This is a genomic window from Vibrio sp. STUT-A16, from assembly GCF_026000495.1.
GTDB lineage: Bacteria > Pseudomonadota > Gammaproteobacteria > Enterobacterales > Vibrionaceae > Vibrio > Vibrio diabolicus.
Map to the genome: position 1 here is coordinate 704,713 of NZ_AP026766.1, position 16,286 is coordinate 720,998.

Below are 16,286 nucleotides of genomic sequence, written 5' to 3' on the forward strand. Positions count from 1 at the left end.
TCTTAGGTGCGCTATCTTGCGTGCTATTGTATACCTACACGTGACGTACCGTCAGCCCAAGATGAGTATCAGACTTAAGCTTGCTCCTCACTGATGGCTTTTATTAGGGGCAACGCTTTTTCCCATCCGTGATTAAACATAGAAACAAAGTCGCTGTGCGTATGAATGGTGACATTGAGTAACAAACGATCACTGTTGGTGTCGATCTGATAGATCTCTCGTGATCCAATCCACTTAGATGCTAAATCTCCATCCAGTTGCTGCCTATTATCCGGATTAAAAATGGCAATGTGATGAAATTCAAGGCGCTGTTGCGGTTGCACGATATCGATAGTCGCTCGCGTTCCGCCCATATCGGGATCAAAAAAAGTGATGTCTTGCCCTTCTTCCCATATCCCATCAAATTGAGACTGGGGTGAGAAAGCCTGTGCCCAGCGTTTGTATAACTCAGCATCGGTTAGCACTTCCCACACCCGTTGCGGTGTAGCCGAAATCTCAACGTAATAATTTAGCGTAAGCATTATTTCTCTCCCTGAACCTTTCTTGACGCTAGTTCATTGTCAGAAAAAATCAAACCTCACCTCTGATTTGCCTTATTTAATCCTCTATTTTCCGACAGGCTAAGAAGTTCTCGCTTGTAACCTACCACCACGATGCGCCGTAAAGCGAACCCAACATGTGTTCAGTATGGTTGCGAGCACGATTAAACTCATCCCGATAATTTGGCTTTGACTCATTCGGTCATCGAAAAACGCACTCTGCCAAACCGCGGTGAACAGTAGGTTAGTAAAAATAAGTGGTGCAAGTTGAGAGCCGCTGCTTGCCAGTTGATACGCTTTGGAGCGGAAAACTTGGGTGTTAATGATCATCAGGGACATCACACCGAGCCACAGCATATTAGAAGAAACAGTAGATTCCATCACATTGGCTTTGAGGAAAACATCGATGTCGTTAAACAACGTTAGCGGTAACAGAAATACGGCAGCAAACCCAAACGCCCAAAAGTTGATTTCTAATGGCGACATATCAGTTTTACTCACTTTATATAGCGTAAGCTGAGAGCCGGAATTGAAGAGTCCACCAGCTAGACCGAGTAATAAATCCGAGCGCCAAGTAAACTCCCCACCAACTCCCGCCAACATAACCACTCCAGTAAACGCCATTGCTAAAGCCGCCAATGTTGAAACGCGAATGTGGCCTCCCATAAACAGCTTTTCAACCAAAGGAATAAATAATGGGCCAGTGGCAAACAATACCACCCCTTCTACCAGCGTTAACGTTTGTAATGACGCGATGAAACACAACTGTGATAAGCCGATACAAAAGGCGCGAAGCAAAATCGGTTTTAACGTCCCAGCTTTAGGAAAGGTAAGATTTTTGAAACGAAGTAAGACAAGCAAAATAAGTGCAGGAGCCAAAAAGCGTAAGAAACTAAACAGTGTGACGGAAAGTTCACCTGTCAACTGCTTTGCTAACAACCCAGTAACAGATAAGCTTAACGTAGACATCAGCATGAAAAGGATAGATTTATTTACTGCATTCATTCGATACTCCTTAATATGTGGAGTATTTTATGAGATATCACTTATTGTAAATAGCGAGTAATATTAACCATTAATGTAAGAAAAACTTACAGGTTAACTTATCTCTCATCATGTTATGGTTTCTAAAATATGCGTAAATTAGTCCCTCTAAAATCCATCTATGCATTTGTCGCTGTGGCGGAATCTGGCAGCATGACAGAAGCAGCGCAGATATTAAGTGTGAGTCATTCGGCGGTGAGTCAGGCGATAAAATCACTGGAGACTCAGGTCAACAAACCTCTATTTGATCGCGTAGGCAGACAAGTTCAACTTAATGCAGACGGTAAAAAATATTATCGAAAGGTTGCGCCAGCTTTAGAACAAATTGTCGATGCCACAGAAGCGCTAATCCAAGACCAAAACTTGCAACGTATTACGCTTAATATGGTGAATTCCTTGGCGCTGCATTGGTGGATTCCGCGAATGTCGAGTTTGCAGGACTTTGCTCCGCAATTAGACGTTCGTTTATCAAACCTGTCTGGCAGGTTTAATCTAGAGCAAGAAGGTATCGACGCTGCCCTCGTGCATGGAAACACCGAGGAATGGCAAGATTATTACTGTGAAAAGCTCAGTGAAGATGAACTGGTTTTGGTGTGTAGCCCTGAATTGATAGCTAAGACGAATGACTCAAATATAGCTCAACTGTTAAAGCAGTATCCCATCATTGAAGTCACTAACGAACGAAGAAAAAATGACTGGAACGTGTGGCAGAATGCGACTGGCATCCTGCGACCTAAAAGCAAAAAACCAATCACTTTTAATATGTCGATACAAGCCGTGCAGGCGACGACTCGTCGTTTAGGCTTATTGGTGACTCATCGCTTGTTTGTGAAAGATGACATCAAATATGGCCAGTTAATCGAGCTGGGCGAACCCGTCATTAATCCTCATCAACAGCTTTACTTTGTATGCCCGCCACACAAGCTAAAGCTGGAATCGTTTCACCTTCTGCGCTCGTGGTTGCAACAATCATTCAATTAAAGAAACCTTTTGTTAAGCACATTCATTGAAAAATTAGTATAAAGTTAGAAAGAGCACTTTTCATCCAAGGATGGTTTATGAAGCGGTATCAAATATGGTTAAGCGTACTCTGCCTCGCAGTACCCATGAGTGCAGTCGCTGAAAGTGAAGACGCTCATTCAGAGCAAGGTATATCAACGGCAATCATAGGCGGCCAGCAAGCCACTCAAAATCAATTGCCCTTTTTCGCACGACTCATTCTACACAAAACTGGCGCTAATCAATTTGCCAACATCTGTGGCGGAACTGTTGTTAATGACCGCTTCATTTTAACCGCCGCTCATTGTGTAGAGCCGAGTGTTTTTTCTGACGGATGGACAATCAATGATCTGCGAGTCTTAGTAAAAAACCCGACAATGAACGATGTGTTTGTTGATGAATTCAAAGATGTTCGCTCTATCACTATCCATCCAAATTACGAGCCTAGTGATTTATGGATTAATGATATCGCCGTACTTGAACTTACCCACCCGATCACCGACAACGTTCAATCCATTACGTTGCCGCAAGATTTTGGTGATTACAGCAGCAAATCGGTTTATCAGATATTCGGTTTAGGGCAAACCTCGACCAACGATGAAAATGGACCAAACTATTTGCGATGGGCGGAAGTAAAACCACTCACCGATGCGCAATGTGCTTCTTTAGTGACGGGGTTTAATGCTCAAGAAAGCTTATGTGCCAATGGGTTTCCTGAGCGCAGTTATACCGGTATTTGCAGCGGTGACTCTGGTGGCCCTCTCACCTATCAAGACAACAACGGAATGTATCAACAAATCGGTATTGTAAGCTATGGTTCTTCTGTTTGTGAATCCGCTGCGATTCCGAGTGTGTTTACTGAGGTTCTAAATTACACAACATGGATTGAAGCCCAAACCAGCTCGGGAGTGAAGACTCGTTACAATGCTCTCTTAGCAAGCACAGAAGATTATCATAGTGAAGGTGATTCCGGCTTTGAACCAGAAGATACCAACACATCTGGCTTTGAGGATAATGGCAGTAGTGGTGGCGCACTTGGCGCAGGGATGATCATACTTGGAGGCTGGTTTGGTTGGCTAAGACGCCGCAGAAATTATTCGCGCTCCTAATAGCTTCGATAAGACATCATAATATCTTGCGCTTAACACGAGAGTTGATGATGTCTTCTATTATTTTTTGCTCTTTTTTCGCTTTTTCATAATTTTGCTTAGTACGCCATCGTTCGAGCACTTTTTCTAACCCTTGAACACGAGCGTGTTTGTGCTCCAGCGTTTTTTGTACAGACGCGCATTCCGCTTGCATGACGGCTTGTTCATGCTCATGGTGGCGAAGCATTTTTTGCAGCATTTGATCGACACGATTAAAGTTCATCAGTGCTGCGCTTGTCAGTGTTGGAACAGTTCTGGTTGATTGTCCCGCATGACCTTTCAATGCTGACAATTGTTCCAACTGCATTGAAAGATGGGAGTGACGTTGACGCATGGCATCAAGTTGTTGACCCACACGATCACGTTGCTTTTCTTCCATTTGTTGCAGCTTACCCACTGCTTTTAACTTGGATTTCATCTCAACGATGCCACTCCCATTTGGTTAAGCACTTTGAAAAAGCTGCGCGAGCTCGGTCAAACTGGTTGGGTAATCCACTGACTCATTGGCGGCTTGTTGTAAATACGCACGTAAGTTTGGATACATAGCAACAGATTGATCTAATTCAGGATCTTGCCCCGGTTGATAGCCTCCTAACGGCAGCAGTTCTTTCACCTGAAGATAGTTGGAGTACATCTGGCGGAAATTATTCGCGATCGTGCTATGCGCCTCCTGTGTACAGGTACTCATACAACGGCTGATAGACGCATTAATATCAATGGCAGGATAGTGCCCTTGCTCGGCAAGTTGACGCGATAATACAACATGCCCATCTAAGATAGCACGCGCAGAATCCACGACAGGATCTTGCTGGTCGTCCCCTTCCGCCAACACGGTATAAATTGCGGTTAGGCTACCGTGCTGATTTTCACTGTTGCCCGCACGCTCAAGGAGTTGCGGTAACACGCTGAAGACAGAGGGCGGATAACCGCGAGATGCCGGAGGCTCGCCAAGAGAAAGAGCGATTTCACGCTGTGCCATGGCGTATCGAGTGAGAGAGTCCATCAACAACAGAACATCTTTGCCTTGGTCTCGAAAATACTCGGAAACGCGATGACAAAGTAGTGTCGCTCTTAACCTCATCAGCGGGGATTCATCAGCAGGAGCTGCGATGATAATCGCCTTCTTGCGCGCCTCTGGGGTTAAGTTTCGTTCGATGAACTCGCGTACCTCTCGGCCTCGCTCACCAATAAGACCGACCACAATCACATCGGCTTCGGTGTTTTTGGTGATCATCCCCATTAAAACACTTTTACCGACACCACTGCCCGCCATTAAGCCAATGCGTTGACCTTTTCCGACGGTCAAGAGTCCATTGATTGCGCGCACCCCAACGTTGAGTGGGGTATCAACAGGACGTCGCTTCAATGGGTTAATCGGTTTTGGTTCAAGTGAAACACGATCTCCCCCTTTAAGCGGTGCCCCGTCATCCAACGGCTCACCTAAACCATTCAGCACTCGCCCTAACCACTGAGCACTTAACTGCACGGTACTGTCACCGTCCAGAGGAATGACTTTCGCACCAGCAAATAAGCCACCTAAGCGCCGAATAGGCATTAGGTAAGCAATAGTGTGCTCAAAGCCCACCACTTGCGCTTCGATCATGTCGCCTTCTGCGGTTTCTACGAGACAGCGCTGCTCCAGTTTAAACCGGCACCCAACGGCTTGTAACATTAAGCCGTTTACTTTAATCAAGCGCCCTGTCACGCGAGCAACAGGGATTGAATCGAGCGAAGCCAATGCTTCGCTCAAACGCTCACTCAATAGCTCATGGCTTAAGGTATTACTCATGCTCTGATTCTACCTGCGGAATACTAACTTCATCCAAAAGGTGTTGTTTTACATTGTCCATACAGGCTTCTAAACGAGAGTCGCAACTTGCATCCGCCTCTGCATCATCGGTCACTAGTTGGCAGCCACCAATCGGAAGTTCCGTATTAGCCACCAGTTTCCAAGATTGTGGCAGATCAGCATTAATGTGAGTAATTCGTTCTAAATCCTGCGGATTTAAATGCACAGTTACGGTTTCCGCTTTGCCTGGCATGGCAGACAATGTCTCATCCACCAAGGCAAGGATCTGTTGAGGCATTAAAGTGAGCTCAGCACGAATCACTTGCTGAGCCACTTTTTGTACCAGCTCACAAATCATATGGCGTTGCTGTTGCTCTTTTTCGTCTTGCCAGCGAGACAGCGCATGAAAGAGCTCGTTCACGGGTTTCGCCGCCTCTAGAAAACTCTGTTTTCCTGACTGCTCACCAGACACAAAGCCTTTTTGGAAGCCTTCTTTTTGTCCATCTAACAGACCTTGTTGCTTACCCTGCTCGATACCTTGACGTAAGCCTTCTTCATGCCCTTGTTGTAAACCTTGTTGAAAACCGGCTTCAAGCTGCTGTTGAATATCAACTTGCGGCTCTTGCCAACCTTGGTTATCTAGCCCGAATTCGTCTTCTATAGCCTTAGGCTGCGCCAAAGGCGGAAAACGGTGCAAACGGTATCCACTCGGCGGCAGTCGCATCGTACTTGATTTTGTCTCTACCATGACGTTACTCCACCGTTGGCTCTTCATAAAGAAGCAACTGAACTTCACCAGATTCATCCAATTCACGCACCATTTGCATGATGTCTTGACGCGCTTTTTGAACACGACTTAGCGCAACAGCCCCGCGCGCTTCCATATCGTCTTCCAGTGCTTTCACCATACGCTGAGGCATAGAACGTTTAATGGCTTGCTGTAACGTAATTTCTGAACCTTTAAGTGCAACTGCCCACAATTCTAGTGGGATCTGCTGCACCAGCATGTCCATGGTTTCTTCACGCTGACGACCAAGAACCATAAAGTCGAACATATTCTCTTCAATGGCATTAACGACATCTTCATCATGCAACTTCAGCATTTCCATCAACGACCCGCGATCACCTTCAAAGCGGTTAATGATGTCAGCAGCTTGCTTGACACCAGATAGCGGTGTGCTTTGGCTTGCAGATACTTTTTCAATGCAGCGCTCAACGAGCTCGTGCAAATCAATAGCAACTTGATGATCGATGTCTTGCAGCTGAGCAATTCGGAACAAGATTTCGTCATGGTAATCTTGTGGCAGGTGCTTCAACACCGCTGAAGAGCTATCAGCTGGCAAATAGGCAAGAAAAATCGCTTGCATTTGCGGGTGCTCATTCACAATGAAACGAGCAAGCGTTTCTGCTTCTACCCACTGTAAGCGCTGCATATTGTTGCGAATTTCATCACCATACAGCGTATTCAGCAGCCCTTTTGCCAAATCATTACCCAATGCTTTACGTAGCGTATTAGACAAATATTCTTTAGAAGCTCCACGAATGCCACTGTGCTCACGAAAGTCTTCAAAGAAAGTTTGAATAACGCCGCGAGCGGAATCGCTCTTAATGCCATTCAACTTCGCCATTGCACGAGTCACCCGCTGGGTTTCATCACGGCTAAAGTGCTGTAAAACCTTCGCAGCGGCATCCTCGCCCATGCCTAATAGCACGAGCGCGGTTTGTTCTACATAACTAAGCGTCTGCTTTGATGGAACTGTGTTCATTGATGTTTACCCATTGTTTCAGTATTTCGGCTACGCGCTCTGGCTCTTCATTGGCAATAAGCTGTAGGTGTTTCAATTGAATCTCTAGTGGCGAACCGGCTGGAGGCAGCATGTCGCTGTTTACATCTAAACCGGAAGAGGCTGAGATACCTTTTTCTGATAGACGACGATCAAGCACTTCTTCATGCTCACGCTCTTCACGCGTTTGCAGGTTGTCGTAATCAGGCTCTTCTTGCGGCTCTGCAAAGTCTAACTCTGGTACTGGCTTATCAACGCCAGTGAGGTGCATGATCAATGGGCGTAGTACGAAGAAGATCATCGCCAAGCCTAACAAACCACCGATAACGTAACGTATTGGCTGCTGTACTGTAGGGTCTTGCCACCACGGCAGCGCAGGAGGCGCATCAATTTCAATTGGAGTGAAGTTGAAGCTCATCAAGCTTAAGCTGTCGCCTCGTGCCGCAGAAATACCGACAGCATCCATGATCATATTTGAAATCTGCTCTTTATCTGCTTCACTCCAAGCAACACCATCCGGAGAGGCTTTCGAGTTCAACAGTACCGACACACTCATTTTCTCAATTTGACCTTGTTGGTATTGAGTACGACGAACACTACTCCCCACTGCATACTGACGGTTTACTTCAGAGCGTGCGTTGGTGTTTTGGCTATCGTTCGTTTCTACTTCTTCACCAGTTACCGGCGGTTGGTTGCTTAGAGAACCTGGTACGCCTAGCGCAATTTGGTCAACTGAGTTGTTGTGAATGGTGTGCTCGTTACGTACGACAGGTGCGTTATCCAAAATCTCTTGCGTTTCTTCAACTTGGCTAAAGTCCATATCAGCAGCGACTTGCACACGGAAGTTACTCGGACCCACAATTGGCGTAAGCATGTCTGCTGCGCGTTGAATGATCTGCTTCTCAACGTTCTTTTGATATTCAAGGTATTTTGCATTGACTTTACCTGCTTCCGCCGAAGCAACATCTGCACTGAGTAAACGGCCATATTGGTCGATAACAGATACAAATTCAGGCTTCATCGCCGTCACGCTACCAACCACTAAGTTGATGATTGCTTCAACTTGCTCAGACTTGAGGTCTTCGCCAGGTTTCAGCTCAAGCATCACTGACGCTGAAGGGTTCTCGCTGTTTTGACGAACAAATAAGGTTTGACGAGGAATAGCTAAGTGAACACGCGCATTCGCCACTGAATTCAGAGACATGATAGTGCGTACTAACTCACCTTCTAAACCATGACGGTAACGCGCCGTTTCCATAAATTGGCTTGTACCGAGAGAGCTGTCTTCTTTAAGCGAATCCAAACCTGTCGGCAGTTTGGCTTTAACACCTTTTGACGCAAGCAACATGCGAACTTTCGCAACTTCGCCTTCTGGCACAAGAACTTGGCCATTTTGCTCTTGCATACGGTAGCTTACACCTTCGCTTTCTAATACCGAGACAATCTCTCCGATATCAAAACGTTCTTGTTGGCTATACAGTGGACGGAAGCTTTGTGAGGAACTCCAAAGAGCGACCACAATGATTGCCGCAACAATCGCAGCGAGTACGGCAGATAACACTAGGTTTCTCTGGCTACTCGACCAGATTTGCTTCAGCTTCGTTGTTACATCGTCCATGCTATTCGCAGTAGAAAATGTCTGTGCTGAGCCGGAGGTCATGGCTGTATTTCCGGCGACTTGGGGGGTTAGTTCTGACATGAATTACACCGGCATCTTCATAATATCTTCAAATGAGGTCACGACTTTGTTGCGCACTTGCATCAAAGCATTAAATGATAAGCTGGCTTTTTGGCTAGCGACCATCGCACCAACTAGGTCATCACTTTTTCCTGTTTCTACGGCCGTCATTTTTTGACTAGCCACTGATTGATGTTGATTCACTGTATCCAACACATTTGTCATCGCTTGTGAGAACGATAATGGTGCGTTTAGTGATTGTTGATCTAAAGGATTTGCACTCACGATAAACTCTGGCGGCTGCACTTGTGCCTGCATCGCCTGCATTTTTGACAACATAAGTTGCTCTGCCGAGACCGCATGAGTAGGTTGACTTGCCATCTATTTTTTCTCCTATTAGGCAGCCGAGCCTAGTGCCGACTGTAAATCAATACCATGTTCTCGCATGGCTGCGAGTTTGTAGCGTAGCGCTCGAGTTGATACTCCAAGCGCGTTTGCGGTTTTCGTTCGGTTTCCACCAAACTGACGTAATTTTTCTAAAATAAATTGATATTCGGCCTGCTTCTTCGCTTCTACATGACCAAAGCTTGAAGCTGGCTCAGCGGATGGAACTGGCGCAACAAGTTCAATAGGCAGCATCAGATCATGGGCAGTAATGTAGTCACCATGACGCATGACCAATGCACGCTGAATGACATTTTCCAACTCGCGAATATTGCCTGGCCAGTGATACTGACTCAGCGCACTGATCGCATCTTGGGATAGATGACAGCGACTGCTATCTTGATACTTTTCAATAAAGAATTGGCTGATCGGTAAAATGTCTTCTTTTCTTTCACGCAAAGGCGGCCAGTGCAGAGGCAAAACATCCAATCGGTAATAAAGGTCTTCACGGAATGTGCCTTTTTGAACTTCTTCACGTAAGTCTTTATTGGTTGCCGCAATAACACGAATATCAAGCTTCACCGCCTTGTGGCTGCCTACGCGTTCCACTTCACGCTCTTGAAGAACGCGTAATAACTTGGCTTGAACTGCAGGGGACATTTCACCGATTTCATCTAGCAAAATCGTCCCGCCATTCGCTTCTTCAAACTTACCGCTTTGAGAGTTAGTCGCTCCTGTGAAGGCACCTTTTACATGACCAAATAGAACCGCTTCTAGCATCGACTCTGGAATGGCGGCGCAGTTAACCGCCACAAATGGACCATCAATACGTGGAGAGTGCTCATGCACATATCGAGCCAGCACTTCTTTACCCGTTCCCGATTCGCCTGTAATTAACACACTGGCGCTGGTGCAAGCGGCACGATGCGCCAATTGCAGTACCTGCTTGCTTCGCCAAGATTCCGCAACAATGTTGGCCATTGGCTTACCTAACGCTTCAACGCGCTTCAGTAAATTAAGCAGCTGATTCGCTTCAAATGGGCGTAATAGATAATCGGTTGCTCCCGATTTCATCGTCTCAGCCGCCAAGATTCCCTGCTCTTGATCGACAATAGCGATAACAACACCAGAGTTACGTTGCTTTTGGTGGCAAGCAACAAACTCGCGGACACACATGTCCGGTAAAGTAGAGCTCACAAGAGTGATTTCTGCTCGCTCTTCAAGTAATGCGCCTCGGCCAGTACGAGTGTGTTTTGCGGTGTAACCTGCATTTTGCAACACATCCAATACTGGTTGAGCAAGAGCTTCATTCGGCTCAACCAACAAAATTTTCGTTTTCGTCATCATTGAACCTTAACTTTCGTTTGTTGATTTTGTTGTTGTACATCAGGGTGGTGTTTCACTGCCGTTCGCTCGTTATCTCTCACTAGGCGCAACGTTACACGTCGATTTTTCGCTTGGCCCTTCGTCGAATTATTGCTGGCAATTGGGTAACGAGAACCATGCGCTCTTGTTTCGATCATCGATTTATCAATACCAAGTTCAACTAAGGCCTCGGCAACTTGCTCTGCTCTAGTACGTGATACTGAAAGGTTCGCCAAACTAGAACCAACGTTATCCGTGTGGCCATCAATTAAAATCTTGGTCACACGATCATCAACAGATACATAGCTATTTAGCGCTGCGAGCGTTTCTTGCTGCTTACGACTGAGCGCCTTCTGACCAAAGTCAAAAGACAGAACAAGATTTCGTGCCTCTGAAAACGAAAGCTTAGGCAAACGCGCTCGACAGGCATTAAATGACTTGAGCGCGTTTTGAATTTGAATAGTCGGAATCACAATCTCCGACAAAGAGGAAGTATTACTTCCCCTTAGTGACAACGTCACCCAATTACCAGTAGCAATTAAATCCATGAGTTCATCAGCACCTTTGCTGAAGACAAATCGTTGGGATGGCTTAGTAAAATCAAGGGTGGCAAACTCTTTTCTATAAAGCTCACTAGACCAAGGGGCACTTTGACTTATTAGAGCAATCGTTTTCCATTTATTATTTTCATAATGTATATCGGAAATAAAATAAGTTTTATTGTTAGGTTCCGAACGGAAATAAAACTTCCCATACAATCTATTTGATTGCAATAAGTTGCACTCAAATAGATTTCCTTTATATATCCATTTTGAAAGATCCATTGGTATTGTTAAGACCTCTCCAGAATATGTTAGTTTAGAAAAAATAAAACTCACAAAAATAAGTGTGTTACAAATTATCAAACGGATAGAGTCCATGTATATCTTACAATTCCATGACCTTATCAATTTAATTAAATATGCCACTAAGCCGTGATAACTGGCATAGCTAATCATGTTAATTACCTATTCTGAATATTGAAACTGGTTACAAAATGCTCACAAGAGCATGACCAAACCTTTAAAATCAAGATTTAAGCTTTAAAAACAATGTTTTATAATTTAATTATCTAAATTAGCCGTTACACCATGAAGATGGTTTTAAAAAGTTAATAACAACTAAAACGCTTAATATTTTTATATTTTCTTATTAAGCAATTTATAAAGGAAACTAACCCTTTTTAAATTTTATTAAAAGATTAAGACTATATGCTCAAGGCAACATGTGAACTAAAGTCACAATCTTAGAGTTTGAAACTAAAAGATCATTAAAATTTCTGTGTAGACTACACGCCATTAAGTTAAAACAGTTTCGATTGTTAACGCACGGTAAAATATAAATGGAAAATAGAGTTAGCGAGCCTATTTCTGATATTCAACTACTTGATGTAGAATTATTAGGCAAACCTATTCATATCATTCGTGAAAAGCTTGAAGGCTTGATTTCAGAGTCTTGTTCCAGCCTTACGATTGAATTACAAAATTGGCTCAGTACGAGTAAAGTGGAAGCTAGCTTAACCTCTGTAGACTTGCATCGCTTTACACCGATAAAAATGGATAAAGACCAAACGTCAACCTATCAACACCAAGAGGGCGGCATGGTATTTGTTCATGGAGATGCTCACACGTTAATAAAACTGGCAGATCGGTTCTATGGCGCCAGCACTGAGCGTTCAGCAACAACACTGACAGCAAGTGACCTCCGCTTACAAGAGAGAATCAGTCGTATCATTATTGGTTGGCTTGCACCAGGTGAGATGTGGGAAATGGGTGAGTACGAAGCGCCCCGAGGGATTGGAATTAACGTGCAATTAAACATCACGTTTGACGATCACCAAGGCTCAATTCATCTCAAACTAGATAGCCACCTTATTCAAACACTGATCGAGCAGCTTGAACTGCAGCCCGATACGGATTTGTACCAACCATTCTGTCGCTCTTTAGAGGCAACGCCTGTTCGACTGAATGTTGTTTTAAGTAAAAAGAAGATGCCGTTGAGCGACGTTGTTGGCTTACAACCTAACGATATTTTACCAATTGAGCTTCTTAATACGGTTCCAGTCAGCATTGGTAACCAATCTTTATTTACAGGTCGTATTGCTGAGCAAGACGGCCAACTTGTTTTGATCTTTAACCCTGATAAGGAACCGCAGCGATGAGCGAAGCGCCAGAAACGAATGCATTCGACGCAGAAGAATTGAACTTTGACGACTTTCAATTAGAAGACTTTGAAGCTGAAAGTACGCTCCAACAAGAACCAGCAACTGCGGAACGTGATCTTAGCTTTTTCAAAAGTATTCCCGTCACTGTCACGCTGGAAGTTGCAAGTAAAGAAATCCCACTTGGGGACTTAATGAAAGCCGGAGAAGGCACGGTTATCGAACTTGAAAAGCTCAATGGTGAGCCTTTAGACGTAAAGGTAAACGGCTCTCTAATGGGTCACGCTGAAGTCGTCGTCGTTAATGATAAGTACGGACTTCGTCTGATCGATGTACATGACTCTGCATTGAGTGGCGTTGGTCAATAATCTTAGGTAGGCATCACAATGAAAAATCTGAGCGCTTGGCACCGTTGGTTACCTCTTTTGGTACTGGTGTCACTTTTGTTTGCTTTCCCAACCATGGCGGCAGACAACGGCTTAACTATCTTGTCCGTTTCTGATGGCGACACACAGCAAGAATACAGCGTTAAATTGCAAATTCTGTTGTTGATGACGGCGCTCAGTTTTCTTCCAGCATTCATTCTGATGGCAACGAGCTTTACTCGGATTATCGTCGTCCTCGCGATTTTGCGCCAAGCCCTTGGTCTTCAACAAAGTCCTCCTAACCGCGTATTGGTTGGGATTGCTTTGGCATTGACCTTGCTGATCATGCGACCTGTTTGGAGCGATATTCATGAAAATGCATTTCAACCGTATGACAATGGTGAAATCACGCTCATACAAGCATTCTCTGTAGCAGAGAAACCAGTGAGAGAGTTCATGCTGGCACAAACTCATCAAAGCTCTCTTGAGCAAATGCAGCGTATTGCCAATGAACCACTCGACCAAAACGTTGAAGATATTTCTTTTGCGGTTGTCTTGCCTGCGTTTGTCATCAGTGAACTAAAAACCGCCTTTCAAATTGGCTTTATGCTCTTCATCCCCTTCTTGGTTATCGACTTGGTTGTCGCCAGTGTGCTCATGGCAATGGGTATGATGATGCTATCGCCTTTGATTGTTTCACTCCCTTTTAAACTGGTGGTGTTTGTACTCGTAGATGGCTGGGCAATGACGGTTGGCACATTATCTGCCAGTTTCGGTTAAATAGGAGCATGCTATGACCCCTGAACTAACCGTAACGTTATTTTCCGATGCAGTATGGCTGATCATTTTGATGGTTGCGGTACTGGTTGTTCCTGGCTTAATTGTCGGTTTGTGTATCGCCGTTTTCCAGGCCGCCACACAAATCAACGAGCAAACACTCAGCTTTTTACCACGTTTGCTCGTTACGCTATTGATGGTGATTTTTGCGGGTCATTGGATGCTCCGAAAAATCATGGAACTGTTTGATTTCTTATTCCACAACATACCGGGGATGATTGGCTAATGGCCATCACATTTGCAGAGCTCTCAGCGATACTCGGTCAACTCTGGTGGCCGTTTTTTCGTGTGGGAGCTGTATTTATTTCGATGCCCTTCTTTGGTGATGCAATCATTCCCGTTTGGATCCGTACCTTACTGGCACTTTCGATCGTCGTGATTACCGCACCATTGATGCCACCAATGCCACAAGTCGAATTATTCTCCATGACGTCTCTATTCCTTGCTTTTGAGCAAGCGATTTGGGGCGTGATGTTTGGGCTAATTTTGCATATGCTCTTTAACGTTTTCACCATGCTTGGTCAGGTCGTTTCTCTGCAAATGGGATTGGGTATGGCAATGATGAATGATCCTATCAACGGACTTTCTGTCGCTATTTTGGGCCGCATATTTCTTATATTTTCAACCTTGTTATTTCTCGCGCTAGAAGGACACTTGCTCGTCCTTGATATCGTGATTCAAAGTTTTGTCGTGTGGCCGGTCGGTTCTGGCATCACATCGCTTTCTCTGCAAGGCGTTGTAAATATTTTCGGTTGGATGTTTGCCTCTGCTTTAGCACTAGCGTTGCCTGCTATTGTTTCAATGCTCTTAGCCAACATAAGTTTTGGTGTGATGAATCGCGCCGCCCCCTCACTCAACGTGTATGCGTTAGGCTTTCCAATGACGATGCTTCTTGGCCTGTTCAGCGTATTAATTTCAGTATCTGGTGTGCCGGGTCGCTACACCGCGCTTGTGCACGACACCATCAGACACTTGAGTAACTTTATGTTGGGGGGCGCATGAGCGATCAATCGTCTCAGGACAAAACTGAAAAAGCCTCGCCGCAGAAAGTAAAAAAAGCACGTCAGGAAGGACAAATTCCTCGTGCTAAAGAGTTTACTACTGCGGTGATATTTCTAGCGGTGGCGCTCTACTTTTACTCTCAGCTCAATAGCATTTGGGAAAGTATGTCAGGTATTTTTCGCTACAACATGATGCTGACGCGAGCCGACTTAGAAAACCCGAAACAGCTTGTCGAGCAATTGGGACAAAGTTTAGCGGTAATCATCGACATGTTATTACCGTTGTTTACCGTCATTATTATCGTAACCTGTGGTAGCAGCCTTGTACTAGGCGGTTGGATGTTCCGTCCGGCGAACGTTATGCCAAAGCTGAGCAAAATTAATCCTTTAAGTGGGATAAAGCGCATTTTTTCGACACGCTCAGTGGTTGAGCTATTAAAGTCCACGTTCAAAGTAGCCGTTATTTTCGGCATCTTATATGGCTATTTAGACAACCACTTACAGCCTCTGCTAGGTATGCAAAACTTACCTTTAAGCCAAGGCTTTTCCCTGGTGATGTCTATTCTCTTTGAAGGCTTACTGTTGATGGGGTTTGCGTTATTGTTATTTGGTGTTGTAGACATTCCCTACCAACGTTGGGAGCACCTAAAAGAGCTGCGTATGACCAAACAAGAGCTGAAGGAGGAATTCAAGAACAACGAAGGCCGCCCTGAAGTAAAGCAGCGAATCCGTCAAATTCAACAGCAGTTTGCACGCCGTAAAATCGATAAGATGGTACCAACGGCTGACGTAATCATCACTAACCCAACTCACTACGCTGTCGCTCTGAAGTACGAACCTTCACTTTCTGATGCTCCATTTGTGGTTGCAAAAGGCGTAGACGAAACAGCCATGCACATTCAACGAATCGCCCGAGAAAACAAGGTGGAGATCATCAACTCACCACCGTTGACTCGTTCGATCTATCACACCACGGCGATTGAACAAGCAATCCCAAGCCAACTATACATTGCCGTGGCACATATTCTTACTTACGTTTTGCAATTGAAAGCCTTCCGTAAAGGTGAAGGAAAAGAGCCAACTCCTTTGCCTCATTTTTCGATTCCAAAACATTTGCAGCACTGATTAACCCGCGTTTATCCAAGGACACGAA

18 protein-coding genes are annotated in these 16,286 nt (G+C 44.9%); 8 read left to right on the forward strand and 10 right to left on the reverse strand.

Going from position 1 to position 16,286, the window contains the following annotated elements; all coding sequences use genetic code 11:
• Positions 1-74: 74 nt before the first annotated feature.
• Both OO778_RS19665 and OO778_RS19670 read right to left on the reverse strand, forming a co-directional pair.
• On the reverse strand, positions 75-521 hold the full coding sequence (locus tag OO778_RS19665) for an SRPBCC domain-containing protein (protein WP_005394850.1): 447 nt from the start codon (positions 519-521) through the stop codon (positions 75-77).
• Positions 522-620: 99 nt separating this feature from the next.
• Positions 621-1,544, reverse strand: a complete 924-nt coding sequence (locus OO778_RS19670; RefSeq protein ID WP_005394849.1) for a DMT family transporter — start codon at positions 1,542-1,544, stop codon at positions 621-623.
• 129 nt (positions 1,545-1,673) lie between these two features.
• On the opposite strand from OO778_RS19670, the gene OO778_RS19675 reads away from it, so the two are divergent.
• Positions 1,674-2,564, forward strand: coding sequence for a LysR substrate-binding domain-containing protein (locus OO778_RS19675; RefSeq protein ID WP_046875754.1), 891 nt, complete (start codon positions 1,674-1,676; stop codon positions 2,562-2,564).
• Between the two features lie 125 nt (positions 2,565-2,689).
• Positions 2,690-3,691 carry a serine protease gene (locus OO778_RS19680; RefSeq protein ID WP_264912578.1) on the forward strand — a complete coding sequence of 334 codons (1,002 nt, stop codon included), beginning with the start codon at positions 2,690-2,692 and terminating at the stop codon, positions 3,689-3,691.
• A 16-nt stretch (positions 3,692-3,707) separates the two neighbouring features.
• On the opposite strand, the gene fliJ is transcribed toward OO778_RS19680, so the two are convergent.
• The 8 genes from fliJ to OO778_RS19720 are packed head-to-tail and all read right to left on the reverse strand — an operon-like array spanning position 3,708 to position 11,728.
• A complete protein-coding gene (gene fliJ / locus OO778_RS19685) occupies positions 3,708-4,148 on the reverse strand; it encodes a flagellar export protein FliJ (RefSeq protein WP_005394844.1) in 441 nt (146 codons plus the stop codon).
• 24 nt (positions 4,149-4,172) lie between these two features.
• Positions 4,173-5,519: a flagellar protein export ATPase FliI gene (gene fliI / locus OO778_RS19690; RefSeq protein WP_005394843.1), complete on the reverse strand. Its 1,347-nt coding sequence runs from the start codon at positions 5,517-5,519 to the stop codon at positions 4,173-4,175.
• On the reverse strand, positions 5,512-6,267 hold the full coding sequence (gene fliH / locus OO778_RS19695; protein ID WP_005394841.1) for a flagellar assembly protein FliH: 756 nt from the start codon (positions 6,265-6,267) through the stop codon (positions 5,512-5,514). Before fliH ends, fliI begins: the two co-directional genes overlap by 8 nt.
• Positions 6,268-6,271: 4 nt before the next feature.
• Positions 6,272-7,285, reverse strand: coding sequence for a flagellar motor switch protein FliG (locus OO778_RS19700; protein WP_005394839.1), 1,014 nt, complete (start codon positions 7,283-7,285; stop codon positions 6,272-6,274).
• Entirely contained in the window at positions 7,254-9,002 is a 1,749-nt protein-coding gene (gene fliF, locus OO778_RS19705) for a flagellar basal-body MS-ring/collar protein FliF (protein ID WP_031780427.1), read from the reverse strand. The genes OO778_RS19700 and fliF overlap by 32 nt, the downstream gene beginning before the upstream one ends.
• Positions 9,003-9,005: 3 nt before the next feature.
• Complete coding sequence (gene fliE / locus OO778_RS19710; protein ID WP_005375045.1) at positions 9,006-9,362, reverse strand: flagellar hook-basal body complex protein FliE; 357 nt, start codon at positions 9,360-9,362, stop codon at positions 9,006-9,008.
• Positions 9,363-9,377: 15 nt separating this feature from the next.
• Positions 9,378-10,709 (reverse strand): sigma-54 dependent transcriptional regulator, encoded by a 1,332-nt coding sequence (locus tag OO778_RS19715; protein ID WP_006741978.1) that lies wholly within the window; start codon positions 10,707-10,709, stop codon positions 9,378-9,380.
• Positions 10,709-11,728: an OmpA family protein gene (locus OO778_RS19720; RefSeq protein ID WP_264912582.1), complete on the reverse strand. Its 1,020-nt coding sequence runs from the start codon at positions 11,726-11,728 to the stop codon at positions 10,709-10,711. The genes OO778_RS19715 and OO778_RS19720 overlap by 1 nt, the downstream gene beginning before the upstream one ends.
• A 383-nt stretch (positions 11,729-12,111) precedes the next feature.
• Here OO778_RS19720 and OO778_RS19725 point away from each other — a divergent pair, with 383 nt between their 5' ends.
• From OO778_RS19725 to flhB, 6 genes are read left to right on the forward strand one after another with little or no spacing between them, the layout of a single operon-like run.
• Positions 12,112-12,930, forward strand: a complete 819-nt coding sequence (locus OO778_RS19725; protein WP_264912584.1) for a flagellar motor switch protein FliM — start codon at positions 12,112-12,114, stop codon at positions 12,928-12,930.
• Complete coding sequence (fliN, locus tag OO778_RS19730; protein ID WP_005398044.1) at positions 12,927-13,298, forward strand: flagellar motor switch protein FliN; 372 nt, start codon at positions 12,927-12,929, stop codon at positions 13,296-13,298. Before OO778_RS19725 ends, fliN begins: the two co-directional genes overlap by 4 nt.
• Positions 13,299-13,316: 18 nt before the next feature.
• Positions 13,317-14,075 (forward strand): flagellar type III secretion system pore protein FliP, encoded by a 759-nt coding sequence (gene fliP, locus OO778_RS19735; protein ID WP_264912586.1) that lies wholly within the window; start codon positions 13,317-13,319, stop codon positions 14,073-14,075.
• 13 nt (positions 14,076-14,088) lie between these two features.
• Entirely contained in the window at positions 14,089-14,358 is a 270-nt protein-coding gene (gene fliQ / locus OO778_RS19740; RefSeq protein WP_005375036.1) for a flagellar biosynthesis protein FliQ, read from the forward strand.
• On the forward strand, positions 14,358-15,134 hold the full coding sequence (fliR, locus tag OO778_RS19745) for a flagellar biosynthetic protein FliR (protein ID WP_258635288.1): 777 nt from the start codon (positions 14,358-14,360) through the stop codon (positions 15,132-15,134). The genes fliQ and fliR overlap by 1 nt, the downstream gene beginning before the upstream one ends.
• Positions 15,131-16,258: a flagellar biosynthesis protein FlhB gene (gene flhB / locus OO778_RS19750; RefSeq protein WP_006741983.1), complete on the forward strand. Its 1,128-nt coding sequence runs from the start codon at positions 15,131-15,133 to the stop codon at positions 16,256-16,258. The genes fliR and flhB overlap by 4 nt, the downstream gene beginning before the upstream one ends.
• Positions 16,259-16,286 lie beyond the last annotated feature (28 nt).